This window comes from Caenispirillum salinarum, from assembly GCF_044803115.1.
GTDB lineage: Bacteria > Pseudomonadota > Alphaproteobacteria > Rhodospirillales > Rhodospirillaceae > Caenispirillum > Caenispirillum salinarum_A.
The window spans coordinates 3,209,512-3,227,560 of the sequence record NZ_CP085224.1; the positions used below are offsets into that span (position 1 = coordinate 3,209,512).

Below are 18,049 nucleotides of genomic sequence, written 5' to 3' on the forward strand. Positions count from 1 at the left end.
CGAAACCGCGAGGGTGGCGACGGCAGTCCGCCACCCTCGTCATGCGGCGGAACCGATCAGAACCGCGCCGTCAGGGTCGCGAACACCGTGCGGGGCTGGCCGCGGAACGCGATGCCCGCCATGGTGCCGCCGTGGTAGTACTCTTCGTTGAGGACGTTCTTGATTCCGGCCCTGAACTCCATGTCCTGTAGCGCGACAATTAGGAAGGCCGGTGGGCGTCAACTACGATGGCCGGTCGCCGTGATGGGATGACGATGGTGGCGCCGCGCAGCGGCGCCGGCAAGTCTAATTGTCGCCGGTCTCCGATGTAGTTGTCGCCGGGCGACAATTATCCGCGTCGGTAGTTGTCGCGGATGGTGCGGCGTCCCTGCCGACCGCGGTTCGGCGCCGGTAGCTCTCGACGTTCAACTCGAAGATCGTGGCGTGGTGGACCAGCCTGTCGATGGCGGCGATGGTCATGGCCTTGTCAGGAAAGATCCGGTCCCACTGGCCGAACGGCTGGTTGGCCGTGATCAAGAGCGACCGTCGCTCGTAGCGGGCGGCGATCAACTCGAACAGGACGCTGGTCTCGGCCTGGCTCTTTTCGACGTAGGACAGGTCGTCGAGGATCAGCAGGTCGTACTTGTCCAGCTTGTCGATGGCGCTCGCCAGGGCGAGGTCCTGCCGGGCCGTCTGGAGGCGCTGGACGAGATCGGTCGTCCTGGTGAACAGGACGCGGAACCCGTTGTCGATGAGCGTGTGGCCGAGGGCGGCGCTGAGGTGGGTCTTCCCGCCGCCGGGCGGACCGAAGAACAGCAGGTTCTTGCCCTGGTCCAGCCAGCCGTCGCCGGCAGCGAGCGCCATGACGTGGGCCTTGCTGACCATCGGCACCGCCGAGAAGTCGAAGGTGTCGAGGGTCTTGCCCGAAGGCAGCCTGGCCGCCACGAGGTGCCGCTGGATGCGCCGGCGCTCCCGTTCCGCGAGTTCGAGTTCAGCCAGCGTCGCCAGGAAACGGCTGGCGGGCCAGCCTTCCATGTCGGCGCGCTCGGCGAATTCCTCCCAGAACTGCTTGATGGTCGGCAGCCGCAACTCGGTGAGGAGCAGCGGCAGCTTGGCGATGTCAACCGAGATGCTCATCGGCCGGCTCCCGCGACGAGGATGTCGTAATCCGATGCCGACGGCAGCGCCACCGTCACGTTCGGGATCGTGCCGCCGCTAACCGGGAAGGTCATCCGCAGAAGGGCCAGGTCGGGAAGCCGTCCGTGGTCGAGATCCTCGCCCAGTCGCCGTGCCAGATCCGCCTCGCAGCCGGCGTCGTGCGCCAGGGCCAGTAGGCCGACCATGGTCCGGCAGGCGACGCGCGGGTCCATGGAGGCCATCATGGCATCCCAGGCCCGCCGGTATTCGGTCCGGGGGAACAGGTGGTCCCGGTAGACCAGGTTCTGGAAGGCCTGGGGCTTGCGTCGCAAGCTGTGGATGACGTGGCGGTAGTTGACGACGTAGCCATGGCCGTTGCCGGAGGGCGCGCGACCGCGTGGCAGGGTCAGAACGGGGGTGCCGCCGAGGAAGCCTTCAAGCCGGTCGTCGTGGATGCGCAGGCGGAGATGGTGGCCGATGAACTGCGACGGCGCCGTGTAAAAGACCCGGCGCAGGACGAAGCCGCCGGCGCTGGTCACCAGCACCCGGGCCTCTTCGTAATCCATCGTCCGGCGCGGCGGCAGGCTGCGGAGAACCGGCTTCTCGACGGCCAGCATCTCGCGGCGACGGGCATTGGCCCGCCCCACCACCTCGGCGACGAAGCGGCGGTAGGCCTCCAGATCAGGGAAGTCCCGGCTCCCGCGCAGCAGAAGGGCCTGGTCGAGAGCCCTCTTGAGGTGGCCGTTCCGGCTCTCGATAGCGCCGTTCTCGTGGGCGACGCCGCGGTTGTTGCGGCTCGCGACCATGCCGTAGTGGTCACAGAGACCTTGATGACGCTCCGTCATGTCCCGGGCGGCCTCCTTGTCGAGGTTCCGGAAGGCAGCCGACAGGCTGTCGGTGCGATGTTCGGCCGGGACACCGCCGAGGGACCACAGGGCGTTCTGGAGACCGGCGGCCAAGGCGATGAAGCTCTCGCCGCCCAGCACCACCTCGGCGTACTCCCAGCCCGAGTAGGCCAGGGTGAAATGGTAGAGCCGGTGCGCGAGCGGCGCCCCGTTGATGATCACCGCCAGCTCGGCGGCATCGGTGAAGTCCGACAAGGCCATCCGGCCGGGCGGGTTGGCCTGGCGAAAGATGACCTCCTTCTCCGGCCCCTTCAGCGCGCGCCATTCCCGAATCCGGCGCTCCAGGGTCCGCCGGCGCGACGGCCAATTCTGATCCGGATAGCGCCGCTCCAGCTCCTCGAAGATGGTGACCGCCTTCAGGCCGGGCGCGCCCTCCAGCATCGGCAGGATGTCCGTCTCCCAGACGTCCTCCAGCGGATCCTCGCGGGTGCGCCAGTGGCGATGATCCCGTTTCTGGGAAGGAAGGCGCGGGTCCCGGTCGATCCGCCGGGCCGTCCTCTCGCTGAACCCGGCCTTCGCGGCCGCGACTCGCTGCGTGTGTTGTCCTCGGTGCTTCATGTAGAGTTTCACCTGATGGTCCGTGATGTGGGTTCCAGGCACCGGCGGTCTCTTCTTGGTCGTTGAGAACCGCCAGTGTCTCCCATCACGGCCGTCGGCGGGGTCTATGAAGACCGCGCACCGCAGGGGGCGACCTCCGGCCGGGCTACGCCCGCCCTACGGTCACCCCCTGCGGCCATCGTAATTGTCGGCAGAGCGGCCATCCTGGTTGTCGCTGGGCAATGTCCCGCCCGCCGGCCTCGAAGGCGTACTGGCCGGTGAGGTCGACGGTGACGTGCTCGGGGAGCTCAACAGCGTTGGACGAGTCAGTGTAGACCTCGCTCACGTAGAAGGCACCACCGCCTACGCTCAACCTTTCCGTGCTCGTTTCATAGATGTCGTGCATCAGGAACACGCTCGCGGCATGCTCTGGCGTATTGGGATTGTGGTTGCCTTCCCATCCGTATTCCGAGTTGGTGATCTCGTTGTCGAGATACGTGTAACCGGCGGTCACTCTCCAGTCGTCGGCAATCTGGCCCTGCAGTTCCAACTCGACGCCATTGGTCTCGATCTCACCGACGGGGACATAGGTGTTCGGCGCGATCCACTGGGCCTCGTTGATCTGCTTCAGAGTGAAGACGGAAACGGTGGCAAGGAGGTTGCCGTCGAAGAAATTCTGCTTCACGCCGGCCTCCCACTGCCGACCCTCCATCGGATCAAGCGGGTTCCCGCTGGCGTCCGTGGCCCAGCCCTGCTCCTCGAACGAGGACGTGTAGCTGACATAGAGAGACGTCTCCGGCGTCGCCTTGAACAGGACGGCACCGCTCGGGCTGAAGTTCGAGTCTTCCCGGCTGTCGCCGCTCACCTCGTTGGTGTTCGTGACGTTGTCGTAGCGACCACCGGCGAGCAGTTTCACCCGGTCGTGAATCCAGACTTCCGCCTGTCCGTAGAGCCCGTAGGAGTCCACCGTCGAAGAGGGATTGTCGCGCACGACGATCCGCGGGTCATCCGCCGAAGGCAGGACGCCAACATTGTTTGGATTGAGAACGTTGACGGTGTCGAAATTCGTGATCCGCCGCCAGTCCTCGGTCTCCTGGGCGGTCTGGCGAATGTCGGCGCCGCCGGTCAGGCGCCATTCGGTGGCTCCGGCCGTGAAATTGTGCGTCCCGTTGACTTCCGCCTCGACATCGGTAGTGCCGATGACCCGATCGTCAAAGTGGCGCACGACCGTGTCGTTGGCCGCCACCTGGGTTCCCGAAGCGCCCCACGGGCGCAGCGCCCGGAAGTCCACCCTGTTGTGGTGGTACGTCAGGGCACCGTCGATGGTGGTGGCGGACGTCACGTCGTAGCTGGCACGCAGTTCGGCCGTATAGTCCTCCGTCAGCTTGTAGCTGTCGCCCGCGCCGAGGAAGGCATCGTAGGCGATGCGGGTGTCGGGCTTCCCGTCGCGGGATGGAATGCCGAACTTAAAGGTGCCGTCGTTGCGGAGGTAGCTGAAGTCGGCATCCACGCGCAGACGATGGTCGAAGCCGAGGAAGGAGACCATGGGATTGATGAGGTACTTTTCCTCGTCGACCTCTTCGATGAACGAGGAGCCGCCCTCGGCCGAAGCAATGAAGCGGTAGAGCAGGGAGTCGTTCTCGTTGAGAGATCCGGTTGCATCAATAACGCCCCGGCCCTGCGTGCCTCGCCCACCCGTCGCCTGGGACAGGCCGCCCTCGACCATGAATGCGGCTTCGGCCTGGGGACGCTTGGTCTGGATGTTGACCATGCCGCCGGGAGACAGCTCGCCATAAATGACCGAGAAGGGGCCCTTCAACACCTCGACGCTTTCGATGTTCGCCGTGCTCAGTTGGCCCGTGGAACGCCGCTCCACTCCATTCACATTGATAAGCTGGGCCTCGAATCCGCGGATTGTCACCTCTTCCTGCACCGCGACGTTCGACGCGTGGTCCCCGGGAAGGACACCCGGCACGTTACGCAGCGCCTCACGGACGCTGGTCGCGTTCTGGTCCTCGATGACCTCTTCGGTGACGACCGAAACCGAATTCGGCACGTTCTCGATCAGCGTCGGCGTCTTGGTCGCCGACGAGATGACGCCCGGGCGGTAGCCGACCGTCTCCGTCGGCCGCCAGCCCTCCACCGAGATCGGCGCCAGCTCCACCGCTCCGCCTTCAGGCCCGCCGCCCTGGGTCAACGTCACCGTCCCGGCCGCCGGCATCCGGTAATTCAATCCGCTGCCAGCCAGAAGACGGCGCAGGGCCTCCTCGGGAGCATACTCCCCCGTCACCCCGACCGACTGAACACCCCGAACCAGAGTCCCGGGGATGCCCACCTGCCAGCCGGTGCGGTTGGCGAAGGCTTCCAGCGCCGACTCCAGCGGCTGGGCCGGAATGTCGAACGACAGGACGGCCTGCGCCAGCTGAATTCTCGTCTGCTCCGCCGCCACGGCCAGCGAAGGCGCCGTCAACGCGGTGCTTGCAAGGACGGCAGCCGTCACGGCGGCGCGGGCCTTCCGGCGGGTGGCGACGGCGAACGGTATATGCGGATTCATCTCAATGCAGCTCCCTCTCCTCAGCGCCGGACCCGTGGCGCCCGGCAAACGAAAGTGCAAATCATTCGCACCCCTGAAAGCCAAGACGGCCGAGCCACCAGAACCCGCATCAAAATTCCGAAAAATTTTTCCCCGCTGCACGCCGTGCGGCTTAGAACAGCACCAGGACCGTGTCGCCGACGCCGCGTACCTCCGCCCCCACGACGTCCGCTGCGGCCCGCACCGCCGCGGCGGGATCGGCAACGCTGAAGAAACCGGTCACCCGCCGCTCCGCCAGTTCCGGCCGCGCAATGACGATCAGGCCGGCATGGTAGCGGTCCAGTTCGGCAATCACGTGAGACAGGGGGCGCTCCCGGAACACAAGCCGGCCGTCGAGCCACGCCAGCCCGGCGTCCACCGCACGTTCAGACAGCGGAGATACCTCGCTGCCGCTGACGCGCGCACCCTGTCGGCCGGACAGGGACACGCGGGGCGCGACGGCATCGCCCGCGGCGGACGAGACCTCCACGGCCCCCTCCCTCACCCTGATGCTGGCGCCCGCATCCTCCTTGCGGACACCGAAGGCCGTTCCCGTCACCCGGACCGCAACGTCACCCGTCAGCACACGGAACGGCCTTGCCGAATCGGGCACCACGGAAAAGAAGGCCTCGCCGCGCAGCAGGTGAACCTCGCGCATCGGTCCTTCCACGGCAACGCGAATGGCGGACTCAGCGCCCAGCACCACCTCGGAGCCGTCGGCAAGCACCACATGCTGATGTTCGCCCGCCCGCGTGGCATGATCCGCCCGAAGATCGGTGACGAAGACGCCGCCCCAGAGCGACATGGCAACGACAAGAAACGCCGCCGCCGCAACCGCCATGAACCGGGACACCCGGAACCTCGGTGTCGCGGCGGGACGAGGCGCAGGGTCTTCGGCCAGCGCCGCGCCAAGGGCGTCGTCCTGCCACAGGGCCTGCACCTGCGCGAAGGCGGCGGCGTTGCCGGGGCGGGCCCGCCATGCCTCGAAGGCGGCACGTTCCCCAGCGCTCAGGTCGTCCCGCCCAAGTCGTGCGAACCAAGCCGACGCCTCGCGAAGCGTCTGCCGCGACCGGCGGCTCATAGGTCATCCTCCATCTCGTCGGCCAGTGCAAGAACGCACGCTTCCATGGCAAGGCGCATATGCTTTTCCGTGGCACTGACCGAAATGCCCAGGTGTGCGGCGATTTCAGCATAACGCCATCCATGCAAGCGCCGCAGCAGGAACACCTGCCGCCGCCGCTCCGGCAGTCGGCTGACGATAGTCGTCAGGCGCTTTATGGTATCTCGGGTCTGCAGGCTTTTGTCCGGCGTGGGCAGCGGGCAGGCCACCTGCGCCACGGCAGGCCCATGTTCTTCCGTCGTCACCGCCCGACGCCCCCGCTCCCGCCGAAGATGATCAAGGGCCAGGTTTTCCGCCGTCCTGTAGAGAAAGGGCTGCGGCCGGTCGATGCGGCGAGCACCGGAGGCTTCGATCAGCCTGGTGTAGGCTTCCTGGGCCAGGTCCTCGGCCGTGGCGCGGCAACCCACCATGCGGACGAGCCGCCGCACGATCGACCGCCGCTCTGCCGCGAACAGCGCCAGCAGCGTATCGAAGGCAATGCTCACTTGTGTCTACTCACGATTACGCTCCGGCGGTGCCCGGTCGGTCTTCCGGCGGGACGGTCCGACACCGCCCGACGAAGCCTTTGACAAAGTGTGGACACGACGGCACAGTGCCGCGAATGAAAGCCATTTGCAACACCGGCGTGGCCGGTCGACGGGCCGCTTGCGGATGCGACACGAACGGCGGCTGAAACGGCAGCGCCTGGTCGAGCAGCAACGCCCGGCCGAGCAGAAGACATGGAAGAGATGCGCGAGATCGGACGGATGCCGGCCAACGCTGCGAACAGCCATCGCCTGATCATCGACAGCGTTTCCGCCGGCTACGGCGACCGGCGGGTCGTGTGCGATGTCTCTCTCGACATTCCCGACGGCGCGCTTACCATCCTTGTCGGTCCCAACGGCTGCGGCAAGTCCACCCTTCTTAAAACAATGGCGCGCGTGCTGCCGGTCGCGGGCGGCCGGGTCCTGCTGGACGGCCGGCCGATACACCAGACACCGACGCGCGAGGTCGCCCGGCGGCTCGCCCTGCTGCCCCAGGGGCCCGTCGCGCCCGAAGGGCTGCGCGTGCGAGAGCTGGTGGCCCAGGGCCGCTTTCCCCATCAATCGCTTCTGCGGCAGTGGTCGCGTCAGGATGCCCGCGCCGTCGAGCAGGCGATGGACGCCGCGGACGTGACGCAGTTCGCCGACCGGCCCGTCTCCGACCTTTCCGGCGGCCAGCGCCAGCGCTGCTGGATCGCCATGGTGCTCGCGCAGGAGACCGACGTCATCCTGCTGGACGAGCCGACCACGTTCCTGGACCTCAAGGTTCAGGTGGACTTGATGATGCTCCTGCGCAAAATCGCCCACGAGGATGGACGGACCGTCGTCGTCGTGCTGCACGAGTTGAACGTCGCCGCCGCCTTCGCCGATCTGCTCGTGATGATGAAGGACGGCCGGATCGTGGCCGAGGGCCCGGTCGCGACCGCCTTCACCGAAAACGCCCTCACCGATGTCTTCGGGCTGCGGGCCAACGTTCTGACCGACCCTCTGAGCGGGCGGCCCGTGTGCGTCCCGCTGGTCACTTCGGACGGATCGGTCGCCGCGCAATGAGCCAGGCCGCCCTGCCCCGACACAGGCCGGCCACCTGGGCCGCGCCGGCCGCCGGCCTCGCCGTGTTGGCGCTCGCCTTTGCCTGGCATGTTTCGGTTGGGGCGAAGACGATCCCCTTGCCGATCGTCGCCGACGCCCTGCTGGCCTACGATCCCACGATTTTCGACCATGTGGTCGTCGTCGACCTCCGCCTGCCGCGGGCGGTTTTCGCCGTCCTGGTGGGGGCGGCGCTTGCCGTTGCCGGGGCACTGATGCAGGGGGTCACGCGGAATCCGCTGGCCGAGCCGGGCATCCTCGGCCTGCTGATCGGCGCCTCCTTCGCCGTGGTCCTGGTGGTGGGCGTGTTCGATCTTGCGGAGCCCGCCGCCATCCCTCTCGTCTCCGCGCTCGGCGCGCTTGCCGCGGCGGCGGCGGTCTGGGGAATCGCGGCGGCCGCGCCAGGAGGCGCCACGCCCCTGACGCTTGTGCTCGCCGGTGCCGCGATGACGGCCTTCCTCGGCGCCCTGATGACGGCGGCCAACCTGCTCGACGAGCAGACCTTCGAAGACCTGCGCGTGTGGCTGACCGGATCGCTCGCCGGGGGACAGTGGAGCGTCGCGCTTTGGGCGGCGCCCTGGCTGCTCGCCGGCTTTCTGGTGGCCTTCGGCACGGCCCGCCAAATCACCGCCCTTGCCATGGGCGACGAAACAGCGGCCGCGCTTGGCATCCGTGTCGGCAGAATCAAGATGCTGGCCCTGTTGGCGGTCGTCGCGCTGACCGCCGCGGCGGTGGCCATCGGGGGCCCCATGGGATTTGTAGGGCTCGTCGTGCCGCACGCCGTCCGGCTTTTCGTCGGGCAGGACTACCGGCTCGTCCTGCCGTGGTCGGCCATCGCCGGGGCCGCGTATCTGCTCGTGGTGGATGTCGCCGCCCGCTTGGCACTGGCGCCGGTCGAGGTGTCCACGGGGCTGGTGACCGCCCTGCTCGGCGCACCCGTCTTTGTCTGGCTCGTAAGGGCCCGGCTATGACGTCGCGCGTGTTCAGCCGGCTCGACGGGCCGGTCACCTTCAAACTGCCCGTCCAGGCGCTCGGCGTGCTGGCGGCGCTTGTCGGTCTCACGGGCATGATCGCCGTGGCCAGCTTGATGACCGGAAGCTATCCGCTCGACATGGCCGGCGCCCTTGCCGCGCTTTTCGGGACGCCGCCGTCCGAGATGGCCGAGACCGTGGTCTGGCAGTTCCGCTTCCCGCGCACACTCGCCGCCATCCTGGCCGGCGCACTCCTCGCGCTTTCGGGGGCGACGCTGCAGAACGTCACCCGCAATCCCCTGGCCGACCCGTCCCTGGTGGGGGTGAGCCAGGGGGCCGGGCTCGCCGTCGTGACGGCCATCGTCGTCTTCCCGGAACTGCCGCAGGCGCTGCGCCCGGTCCTCGGCTTCGTCGGAGCGCTCGGCGTCGCGGCCCTGATCCAGTCAATCACCGGACGCCGGGCCGGCGGCGCGACCATGCGCTTCATCCTGACCGGCATCGGCGTGGCGGCCTTCCTCTCGGCGGCAACATCGGCGCTGCTGACCTATGGCCAGATCGACCGCGCCATTTCCGCCCTCGGCTGGCTGGCGGGGTCGGTTCATGCGGCGAACTGGACGGATGTGGCTGTGCTCGGGGCCGGACTCCTTCTGCTTGCGCCGGCGCTGTTCGCGGCCTCGCGGCCGATGGCCGCCATGCGGTTCGGCCCCGATGTGGCGGCGGGCTTGGGCGTAAGGGTCGGCCGGACGCGGCTGGGACTGGTCACGCTTTCGGTCGCGCTCGCCGCCGTGGCCGTGGCCATGGTCGGCCCCATAGGCTTCGTCGGCCTCGTTGCGCCGCATCTGGCCCGCCGACTGACCTACAGCGGCGTCGGCCTGCACCTGACCCTTTCGGCGGCGGTCGGCGCCCTTCTCGTCGGCGCCGCCGACCTTGCGGGCCGGGCCCTGTTCGCGCCGATACAACTGCCGGCGGGCGTGGTGACGGCCGTGGTCGGCGCGCCCGTCTTCGTGCTCCTCATCCTGCGCACGCAGGCCAGAGCGCACCTCTGAACCGGATTTCGATGTCGTGACCGAAGGAAGGCACATGCTCCGCTCCATCCTGGCGATTGCCCTCGCCGCTCTGGTTCCCACGGCCGCCGTGGCGCGCGACTGCCCCGAGGGGCAGCGCCCCTTTCAGCACGCGGCGGGCGTCGACTGCATTCCCGAGACCCCGCAGCGCATCGTCACGCTTCAGGATCAGAACGCCCTTCTTCCCTTGATGGAACTGGGCGTGAGACCCGTTGCCTCGGCCGGGCACGTCAACGCCGAAGGAGAGCGGGTCTTTCGCCGGATGGAGGGCTACGACACGGCCGGCATCCGGTGGATCGGCAGCTACCGCGAACCGGACCGGGAAGCCGTTGCGGCCGTGAAGCCCGATTTGATCATCGCCTCGCCGGCCCATGCGCACGAGCTTTTCTCGCCTATCGCCCCGACGGTTGTCATCGACACCCTGGAACAGCCGCTGGAGAACGCGCTCCTCCAGTTCGCCGAGGCGGTAAACCGGACCGACCGCGCGGAAGACCTGCGGGACAGGCTTGAAGACAAGGCCGACGCGCTTCGCGCGCAGCTGCGACCGGCACTGGAAGAGACGACCGTTTCCGTAATCGCGCGGGAGTATCAGGGAAGCGGCTTCTACGGCGTGGAGCCCACCCACGCCTTCGGCGCCGCCCGCCGCCTGCTCAAGCCGACAATGACCTCGGCGGAAGCCGACTGGGGCAGCGGGCGCGAAGCCAAAAGCCTTGAAATGCTGGGCGACCACCCCGCCGACGTCATGTTCTTCATGACGTTCGATGCGGATGAAGGCACTGATTCCGCGCAGTTCGAGGACTTCCGCGCGGAGCCCCTGGTCCGGGCCCTGCCGGTGGTGCGGGCCGGCCAGCTTTACCGTCTCGATGGATCGGCCATGGTGGGCTCCGCCTGGGGGAAGATCGAAAACGGCCTTGATCAGATGGCACGGGTCCTTACGCGCGAAGACCTCGATCGGAACCTTGTTCAGGAGTGACCCATGAGCATGCTGGGCACCCATATCCTCGCGGCCGCCGCACGCGCCGCGGGCCCGCAGGGGGAAACGGCGACCCGCGTCCACATGGGCAAGCCACCGGAGGACGCCGTGACGCTCGGCACGCTCGAACCGGTCCTCGACGACTGGATCGCCAAGGCTGCGGGCAGCCGCGAGAGCGATATCCGGATGCGGGCAATGTTTCTCATGGGCGGGCTGTCATTTTCTCTCTCTGAAGTCCTTGCCGGCCCGGCGCTCGACGGCATCTGGCTTTCCGACATTCCGGCCGCGGCCGTGGCAGCGCGGCCGTGGTATATGACCTATGGCGGGGACGGCGCGACGGAGCAGGTGCAGCTTTTCGATCTCTGGATCGACGCGGATGCCCTTGGCGCCGGGACCGGCCCGGACGGCTTCGGCAGGGCCTTCGAGGGTTTGCTCGCCCCACTGGTCGAAGAACTGCACCGACGCAGCCGCCTTTCACGGGCGGCATTCTGGCGGGAGGCCGCCGACAGCCTCACGGCCAGCCTGCTGATTCACGGGAAGGAGGCCGGACGCGAAGAAGCGGCGATGGCGGCGGCGCTGCAGCTGGTTCGGCAAAAAGGTTCGAAACTCGCCAATAGGCAGACAGGCTTCATCCGGGTCGACCTGCCCGAGCGGCCAGACATTGCCGAGTGGTTCCGCGAGCGCGGCGGCTGCTGCCGCTCCTACACGAGCCCTGGCGTTGAATATTGCCTCACGTGCGTGCTACGCGACCGGGCGAGCAGAGTAGACAGGCTCCGTGACCACCTGAGACGCAAGCACGGGTTGGCACCATGACGCGGGGCATTTTCGACAGCATCAACCGCTTGGCTGTGTAACCTGATGTCTGGAAATTTCGTCAGAGGGGGCGCACTTGCGAGCCCATCCGTCGGGCGCGCCCTGGAGACGGTGTCGGAGCGATCTGATGATACGCCTCGTCCTCCTCCGATGCGGCCAGCCACGTACCAGGACTTGGCCCCCGGCCGGAGTGACGCATACGCCGAAGCCGGGCTGATGGAGATCGCAAACCACCTGGAGCTTCCCCGCCGGCTTCCGTCGCTCGATGACCGCTTTCGAAGGCGCCACGCCCATCCGCTTGGGCATGTTTCCACATCCTCGATATTTGGCGCGAAACAGTACTTTGGCCGTGACCGCGGCTCAAGCACCATTCAACCCTGACGCGAATAAGTGGACGGAAGACCCGCAAGCCTGCTACAGACGAAGTGACAAACTGAAAGCGGCGAAAAGCATGTGTTTTAATCAGGGGGTCGCGGGTTCGACTCCTGCTGCCGGCACCGTCCTGCGTGATCCGTGCGACCGCTGGTCGCCCGTAAGCGAACGCCGCCCGGCCGGTGCCCTGGCAGCGTGGTCGAAGCCAGGAGGCGCAGCTTGTCCATGATCGATGGCGGGCCGCGGCCGGCGGCGTTCCCCCTCATGGGCCGCCGCATCTGGGTCGCAGGCCACGGCGGCATGGTGGGACGCGCCGTCGTGCGGCGGCTGGCCCAGGAGGACTGCGAGGTCGTGGTGACGCCCCGCTCCGCCCTGGACCTGAGCCGCCAGGCGGACGTGGAGGACTGGATGGCGCAGGCGCGGCCCGACGTGGTGATCGTCGCCGCCGCCAGGGTGGGCGGCATCCACGCCAATAGTGCCTATCCGGCCGACTTCATCCAGCAGAACCTGAGCATTTCGGCCAACATCATCCACGCCGCCCATCTCTGCGGCGTGCGGAAACTGCTCTATCTTGGCTCGTCCTGCGTCTATCCGCGGCTGGCGCCCCAGCCGATGAACGAGGATGCCTTGCTGACCGGGCCGCTGGAAGCGACCAACCAGTGGTACGCCATCGCCAAGATCGCCGGCATCAAGATGTGCCAGGCCTACCGCCGCCAGCACGGGCGCGACTTCATCACCGTCATGCCGACGAACCTCTATGGCCCCGGCGACAACTACGACCCGCTGACGTCGCATGTTCCCGCTGCACTGATCCGGCGTTTTCACGAAGCGAAGCGGGACGGCAGTTCCCAGGCAATGGTCTGGGGGACGGGCCGGCCCCGGCGCGAGTTCCTGTACGTCGACGACATGGCCGACGCCTGCGTGTTCGCGCTGAAGCACTGGTCGTCGGAAGACCTTCTCAACATCGGCACCGGCCACGACATGAGCATCGCGCACTTCGCCGAGCAGGTCGCGGCCGCGGTGGGGTTCGGCGGACGCATCGTGTTCGATCCGCAACGCCCCGACGGGGCACCCCGCAAGGCGCTGGACGTCACGCGGCTCCGCCGTGCCGGCTGGCGCGCCAGGACGTCGCTCGAAGACGGACTGCGGGCGACGTATGCCGATTTCCTGGCGGGAGGCGGCCGGCTCGGCGGTTGAGGGTAGTCGGCGCCGGCATATCGCGGCACCTGATATCAATGAGCCAGCAGCACCGGCAGCCCGGCCCCGCGCAGGACGTGGCGGGTGGCCCCGCCGACCACCAGTTCCCGCAGGCGGGAGTGGGTGGAGCCGCCCATGACGAGAAGGTCGGCGTCATGCTCGTTGCAGGCTCTCAGAAGCGAGGCCCCCGCCCCTTCCAGCCGGGCGACGCGGGCGGTTTTGCAGGACACCCCGTGCCAGGCCATGAACTCTTCCGCCGCGGCCGTATCGCCGCCCGCACCGGTGTCCGGATCGACGACGCGGGCGACCGTCACGCTCTCTGCCGCCGCCAGGATGGGCAGCGCGGCAGAGAGCGCCCGCATGGCTTCCGGGCTGTCGTTCCAGCCGACGACGACGTGCCGTCCCACCGTCTCCGGTGGTGCATCGGGCGCCAGAAGAACGGGCCGCGCCGCCGCCGTAAGCACCGCCTGGAAGGAGCCCGTCACTGCCGGATCGGCCCGGCCGCGGCCGCGCCCCAGCACCACCAGGTCGGCCGTCCGCGCCCGCGCCGCCAGCACCTGGCCCGCCGCGCCGGGCGCAACGACGAAGCGGGCGGAGGCGCCGTCCGGCCCCGGAGGCCCCTCCCCGTCCGCAAGACCGGCGGTGCCCCGCATCCGGTTGAAGAGGTCGCGGGCGGCACGCACCTGCTCCTCTTCCGCCTTGGCGGCGTCGCGCCGGAAGGCTTCCACGGTGGTGCCCGCCAGCCCGGCGTCCTGCAAGTGCTGCAGGTTGACGGGCTCGGGCCGCGCGTGAAGGGCCTGAACGTGCGCCTTCTGCGCCGCCGCGACCAGGAAGGCGGTCTTCAGCGGTGCCCGCGCCGTCTCGGCGGAGTCGACACCAACCACGATATGCCGGATGCCAAGCATGTCCTTCATCCTCCAGCGGTCAGGAGAGCGGCGTCATGACGTGGTCCCGGAACCCCGGACGCTCCGTCAGCCGCGCGTACCAGTCTTCCAGCGCCGGCAGCCGGGGCCGGCGGTCGAGCGGCAGGGCTAACCAGCGGTGCGCCGTCACCCCCGCCGGAATATCGGCCACGCCCAGCGCCGCGCCGCCCAGGAAGGGGCGGTCGCGCAAGGCCTCGTCCAGCAGCGCGAAGGCCCGTGCCGTCGCCTCCTCCGCGCGTGCCAGGGCGGCGACGTCGCGGTCCTGCGGCGCGGTGCGGACGAGGCCGATGAACAGGGGGCGGAAGTCCTTCCACAGGCCCGCCGCCTGCCAGTCCATCCAGGCTTCCTGGCCGAACCGCGCCGGCGCTTCCGCCGGGCACAACCGACCCGGGCCGTGGGTGGCGGCAAGGTAGCGGACGATGACGTTGGACTCCCAGACCACCACGTTCCCGTCCTTCAGGGTCGGCACCATGCCAGGGGGGTTCATGGCACGGTATTCGGCCGTGTCCGTGCCGCCGAACGCCCCGCCCGCGTCGATGCGCTCGAACGGCAGGTCCAGTTCGGCGCAGGTCCACAGCACTTTCTGCACGTTGATGGAATTGGCGCGGCCCCAGATGGTGAACATGGCCTGCCCCTCAGCGCTTCAACAAGGTGCGCACGGCGCTTGAGGTCACCACCTGGCCGCCGTTGTAGGCCTCGTGGTTCTTCTCGATGTCGGGCAGGTTGTAAAGGTAGTTCACCATGATGCCGTGCGACTGCTTCATCCCCCGCTTCGACGTGTCCGCCAGCCAGTTGATGCGCTCCAGCCGCGCGCCGTTGTTGAGGTGGAAGCGCGCCACCGGGTCCAGCGGACGGTCGCCGCCCCGCTTTTCCTCCACCAGATAGCGCGCGCACAGGCGGGTGAGCGGCTTCTTGACGACGGCCTCCTGGTCGGCGTTCTCGCGCCAGCTGCCCGTCTCCAGAATCTCCTTGAAGGAGCCCTTCGCACCTTCCTTGGGGCGCAGGCCGCGCACCTTGCCGTGTTCGTCGTCGGTCAGCAGGTCCGGATCGCCGGCCGCCATGGTCCTCTCCAGCCAGCGGCGGAAGCCCGGCACCGGGGAAAGGGTCGAGAACGTGGTGATGTTGGGCAGCTCGCGCCGCAGATGGTCCACCACCCGCTTGATGAGGAAGTCCCCAAGCGAGATGCCGCGCAGGCCCGGCTGGGTAGAGGAGATGGAATAGAAGATGGCTGTGTCGGCCTTTTCCGGGTCGCCCTCCGGCGCCTTTTCATCCAGCAGTGCCTGCACGTTGCCCGCCAGCCCCTTGACCAGCGCCACCTGGACGAAGATCAGCGGCTCGTCGGGCATGCGCGGGTGGAAAAAGGCGAAACAGCGGCGATCGGACTCCAGCCGGTTCTTGAGGTCGGCCCACGAGCGGATCTCGTGAACGGCCTCGTATCCCATCAGCTTTTCCAGGATGTGCGCCGGCGAGCGCCAGGTGATCTGCTCCATGCTCATGAAGCCGATGTCGAACCACGACGTCAGCAGGCCCTGGAAATCGTGCTCCAGCGGCAGCAGCGCCGGTTCCTGGTCCAGCATGGTCAGAAGGTCCGCGCGCAGGTCCACCAGGAACTTGAAGCCGTCCGGCAGGCTGGTCATCTGCCGCAAAAGCTTTACGCGCTTGGTGTCCAGCACCTGCTTGACGCGCTTTTCCTCGTCCGCCGCCTGTTTGAAGTCGTCGGCGGCCTCCCACGCCTCGACGGCCTTGCGGAAGGCGTCGCGGTCGATGCCGAAGTCACACGACAGCATCACCAGGAACCGCCGCCGCCCCTCCGGCGAAAGCTGAAGGTAGAGCCGGCCGATCTCGGCGGCGCGGGCGCGGGCGGTGACGGCGCCGCCGATGCCGGAGACGCATTCCTCCACCCGCTGGCGCAGCACCTCGGCCCCGCCCTTTTCCAGGTCGCGCTCCACCACGCTGCGGCCGAGCCGCGCCTTCTTTGCGATGTCGCGCCAAACGGCACCCAGGTCCAGCATCAGATCTGCTCCCCGAAGACGAGGTCCGGCAGGAAGGTGGCAATCTCGGGGAAGAAGCACAGCAGCACGATGCCCAGCACCATGCATCCCACATAGGGGATGGAACCGCGCAGGATGGTGCCCAGGTTCACGTCGGGCGCGATGCCGTTGATGACGTAGAGGTTCAGGCCGACCGGCGGCGTGATGAGCCCGATCTCCATGTTAATGGTCAGCACGGCGGCGAACCAGATGGGGTCGAAACCGGCGCTGACGATGATGGGCAGCAGCACCGGCATGGCCATGAGGATCACGCCGGCCGGCGGAATGAAGAACCCGGCGATCAGCAGGAAGACGTTGATGCAGGCCATCAGCACCCAGCGGTTGACGTCCAGGTCCGCGATCCAGGCCGCCAGCGACTGGGTGATGAACAGCAGCGACAGCATGTAGGCGAACAGTTCCGCCGTGCCGATGATGAGCAGGATCATCACCGACTCGCGCATGGTCGCCCGCAGCACCTCCCACAGTTCCGCGCCCTTCCACATGCGGTAGATGATGACCGCCATCAGCAGGCACAGCAGCGCGCCCACGCCGGCGGCTTCGGAGGGCGTTGCGACACCGCCGTAGAGGACGAACAGCACCGCGATCACGATTGCCAGGAACGGCAGCACCTTGGGCAGGGCGGTGAATTTCTCCTTCCAGGTGAACACCCGGTCGGCGCCCGTCAGCTTGTAGCCCTGGCGCCAGGCGTCGAACAGCGACCACGCGATGAACAGCAGCACCAGCATCAGGCCGGGGCCGAGGCCCGCCAGGAACAGTCGCCCGATGGAGCTTTCCGTCGCGATGCCATACAGGATCATCGTCACCGACGGCGGGATCAGGATGCCCAGCGTGCCGCCGGCCGCGATGGAGCCGGTCGCCAGCGAGGCCGGATAGCCGCGCTTGCGCATCTCGGGTATGCCCATCTTGCCGATGGCGGCACAGGTCGCCGGCGAGGAACCCGACAGCGCCGAGAAGATGGCGCAGGCGCCCAGGTTGGAGATCACCAGCCCGCCCGGCACGCGGTAGAGCCAGCGGTCCAGCGCCTCGTACAGGTCCCCGCCGGCGCGCGAGGAGGCGACCGCCGCGCCCATCAGGATGAACATGGGAATGGCCAGCAGGCCGAAGCTGTTCAGGTAGCCGAACAGGGATTCGGCCACGAAGTCCAGCATCCCGAAACCCTCGAAGACCACGAGGAAGCCGACGGCCACGCCGCCCAGCGCAAAGGCCACGGGAACACCGACCATGAGCAGGCCGATGGTGATGACGAGGACGATCAGTCCCAGGGTGAGTTCGCTCATTTACCGACCAAGTCCTCTTCGGCAAGGCCCAGCTTCAGGCCTTCATCGTCCGCGATCCCGAACGGCGCCTCGCGGCCCGTCAGGACGGCAGCCATCTCGACGATCAGTTGCAGGCTCAGCAGCGTCAGCCCGATCGGCATGGACATGTAGACGGCCCACAGGGGCGGCCCCCAGACGGTGTCGGTCGTCCAGTCTTTCACCCAGGCCTCGTGCAGGAAAATCCATGATTTCCAGGCCAGCAGCACGCAGAACAGGAACGAGACGATGAACGACACCACCGCCAGCACCATGCGCATGCGCGGCTTGGACCACAGCGGCAGCAGGTCGACATAGACGTGCCCGCGCGTCATCAGAACGTAGGGACTGCCGATGAAGACGGAGGCGATCAGCAGATAGGCCGCCAGCTCCGTCTGCCACACGGTGGATTGGTTCAGCACATAGCGGACGAACACCATCTGGCAGACCACCAGCGTGGCGACCAGGATGAACGCGGCGGCGAAAACGCCGGCAATGCGCGAGACGGCGGAGACGCCTTTGATGAAGGCACCCAT

17 protein-coding genes are annotated in these 18,049 nt (G+C 67.8%); 6 read left to right on the forward strand and 11 right to left on the reverse strand.

Translation table 11 applies throughout. From position 1 onward, the window contains the following. Window positions 1-56: 56 nt before the first annotated feature. From LG334_RS14740 to LG334_RS14765, 6 genes are all read right to left on the reverse strand, one after another. The gene (locus tag LG334_RS14740) at window positions 57-182 is read right to left on the reverse strand and encodes a hypothetical protein (RefSeq protein ID WP_404379160.1); all 126 of its coding nucleotides are present in this window, start codon (window positions 180-182) and stop codon (window positions 57-59) included. A 103-nt stretch (window positions 183-285) separates the two neighbouring features. Continuing rightward, the gene (gene istB / locus LG334_RS14745) at window positions 286-1,116 is read right to left on the reverse strand and encodes an IS21-like element helper ATPase IstB (RefSeq protein WP_404379162.1); all 831 of its coding nucleotides are present in this window, start codon (window positions 1,114-1,116) and stop codon (window positions 286-288) included. Further along, the gene (gene istA / locus LG334_RS14750; protein WP_404379163.1) at window positions 1,113-2,579 is read right to left on the reverse strand and encodes an IS21 family transposase; all 1,467 of its coding nucleotides are present in this window, start codon (window positions 2,577-2,579) and stop codon (window positions 1,113-1,115) included. Before istA ends, istB begins: the two co-directional genes overlap by 4 nt. Before the next feature lie 145 nt (window positions 2,580-2,724). Further along, a complete protein-coding gene (locus LG334_RS14755) occupies window positions 2,725-5,112 on the reverse strand; it encodes a TonB-dependent siderophore receptor (protein WP_404379165.1) in 2,388 nt (795 codons plus the stop codon). Window positions 5,113-5,263: 151 nt separating this feature from the next. Next, window positions 5,264-6,211, reverse strand: coding sequence for a FecR family protein (locus tag LG334_RS14760; RefSeq protein WP_404379166.1), 948 nt, complete (start codon window positions 6,209-6,211; stop codon window positions 5,264-5,266). Next, window positions 6,208-6,735, reverse strand: a complete 528-nt coding sequence (locus tag LG334_RS14765) for an RNA polymerase sigma factor (RefSeq protein WP_404379167.1) — start codon at window positions 6,733-6,735, stop codon at window positions 6,208-6,210. Before LG334_RS14765 ends, LG334_RS14760 begins: the two co-directional genes overlap by 4 nt. Before the next feature lie 234 nt (window positions 6,736-6,969). Between LG334_RS14765 and LG334_RS14770 the strand changes: the two genes are divergently transcribed. The 6 genes from LG334_RS14770 to LG334_RS14795 all read left to right on the forward strand — a co-directional run bounded on the left by LG334_RS14770 (window position 6,970) and on the right by LG334_RS14795 (window position 13,247). After that, entirely contained in the window at window positions 6,970-7,821 is an 852-nt protein-coding gene (locus LG334_RS14770) for an ABC transporter ATP-binding protein (protein ID WP_404379168.1), read from the forward strand. Continuing rightward, window positions 7,818-8,828, forward strand: a complete 1,011-nt coding sequence (locus LG334_RS14775) for a FecCD family ABC transporter permease (RefSeq protein WP_404379169.1) — start codon at window positions 7,818-7,820, stop codon at window positions 8,826-8,828. The genes LG334_RS14770 and LG334_RS14775 overlap by 4 nt, the downstream gene beginning before the upstream one ends. Then, window positions 8,825-9,874 (forward strand): FecCD family ABC transporter permease, encoded by a 1,050-nt coding sequence (locus LG334_RS14780; RefSeq protein ID WP_404379171.1) that lies wholly within the window; start codon window positions 8,825-8,827, stop codon window positions 9,872-9,874. The genes LG334_RS14775 and LG334_RS14780 overlap by 4 nt, the downstream gene beginning before the upstream one ends. Before the next feature lie 34 nt (window positions 9,875-9,908). Further along, on the forward strand, window positions 9,909-10,865 hold the full coding sequence (locus LG334_RS14785) for an ABC transporter substrate-binding protein (RefSeq protein WP_404379173.1): 957 nt from the start codon (window positions 9,909-9,911) through the stop codon (window positions 10,863-10,865). 3 nt (window positions 10,866-10,868) lie between these two features. Continuing rightward, window positions 10,869-11,678, forward strand: coding sequence for a (2Fe-2S)-binding protein (locus LG334_RS14790; protein WP_404379175.1), 810 nt, complete (start codon window positions 10,869-10,871; stop codon window positions 11,676-11,678). Between the two features lie 597 nt (window positions 11,679-12,275). Next, window positions 12,276-13,247, forward strand: a complete 972-nt coding sequence (locus tag LG334_RS14795) for a GDP-L-fucose synthase family protein (protein ID WP_404386390.1) — start codon at window positions 12,276-12,278, stop codon at window positions 13,245-13,247. Between the two features lie 35 nt (window positions 13,248-13,282). Here LG334_RS14795 and LG334_RS14800 read toward each other — a convergent pair whose 3' ends face one another. The 5 genes from LG334_RS14800 to LG334_RS14820 are packed head-to-tail and all read right to left on the reverse strand — an operon-like array spanning window position 13,283 to window position 18,049. Beyond that, the gene (locus LG334_RS14800; RefSeq protein WP_404379176.1) at window positions 13,283-14,152 is read right to left on the reverse strand and encodes a universal stress protein; all 870 of its coding nucleotides are present in this window, start codon (window positions 14,150-14,152) and stop codon (window positions 13,283-13,285) included. A 19-nt stretch (window positions 14,153-14,171) separates the two neighbouring features. After that, window positions 14,172-14,795 (reverse strand): glutathione S-transferase family protein, encoded by a 624-nt coding sequence (locus LG334_RS14805; RefSeq protein WP_404379178.1) that lies wholly within the window; start codon window positions 14,793-14,795, stop codon window positions 14,172-14,174. A gap of 10 nt (window positions 14,796-14,805) precedes the next feature. Then, window positions 14,806-16,182 (reverse strand): malonyl-CoA decarboxylase, encoded by a 1,377-nt coding sequence (locus tag LG334_RS14810; protein WP_404379180.1) that lies wholly within the window; start codon window positions 16,180-16,182, stop codon window positions 14,806-14,808. Continuing rightward, window positions 16,182-17,498 (reverse strand): TRAP transporter large permease, encoded by a 1,317-nt coding sequence (locus tag LG334_RS14815; protein WP_404379182.1) that lies wholly within the window; start codon window positions 17,496-17,498, stop codon window positions 16,182-16,184. Before LG334_RS14815 ends, LG334_RS14810 begins: the two co-directional genes overlap by 1 nt. Further along, window positions 17,495-18,049: a TRAP transporter small permease subunit gene (locus tag LG334_RS14820; protein WP_404379184.1), complete on the reverse strand. Its 555-nt coding sequence runs from the start codon at window positions 18,047-18,049 to the stop codon at window positions 17,495-17,497. The genes LG334_RS14815 and LG334_RS14820 overlap by 4 nt, the downstream gene beginning before the upstream one ends.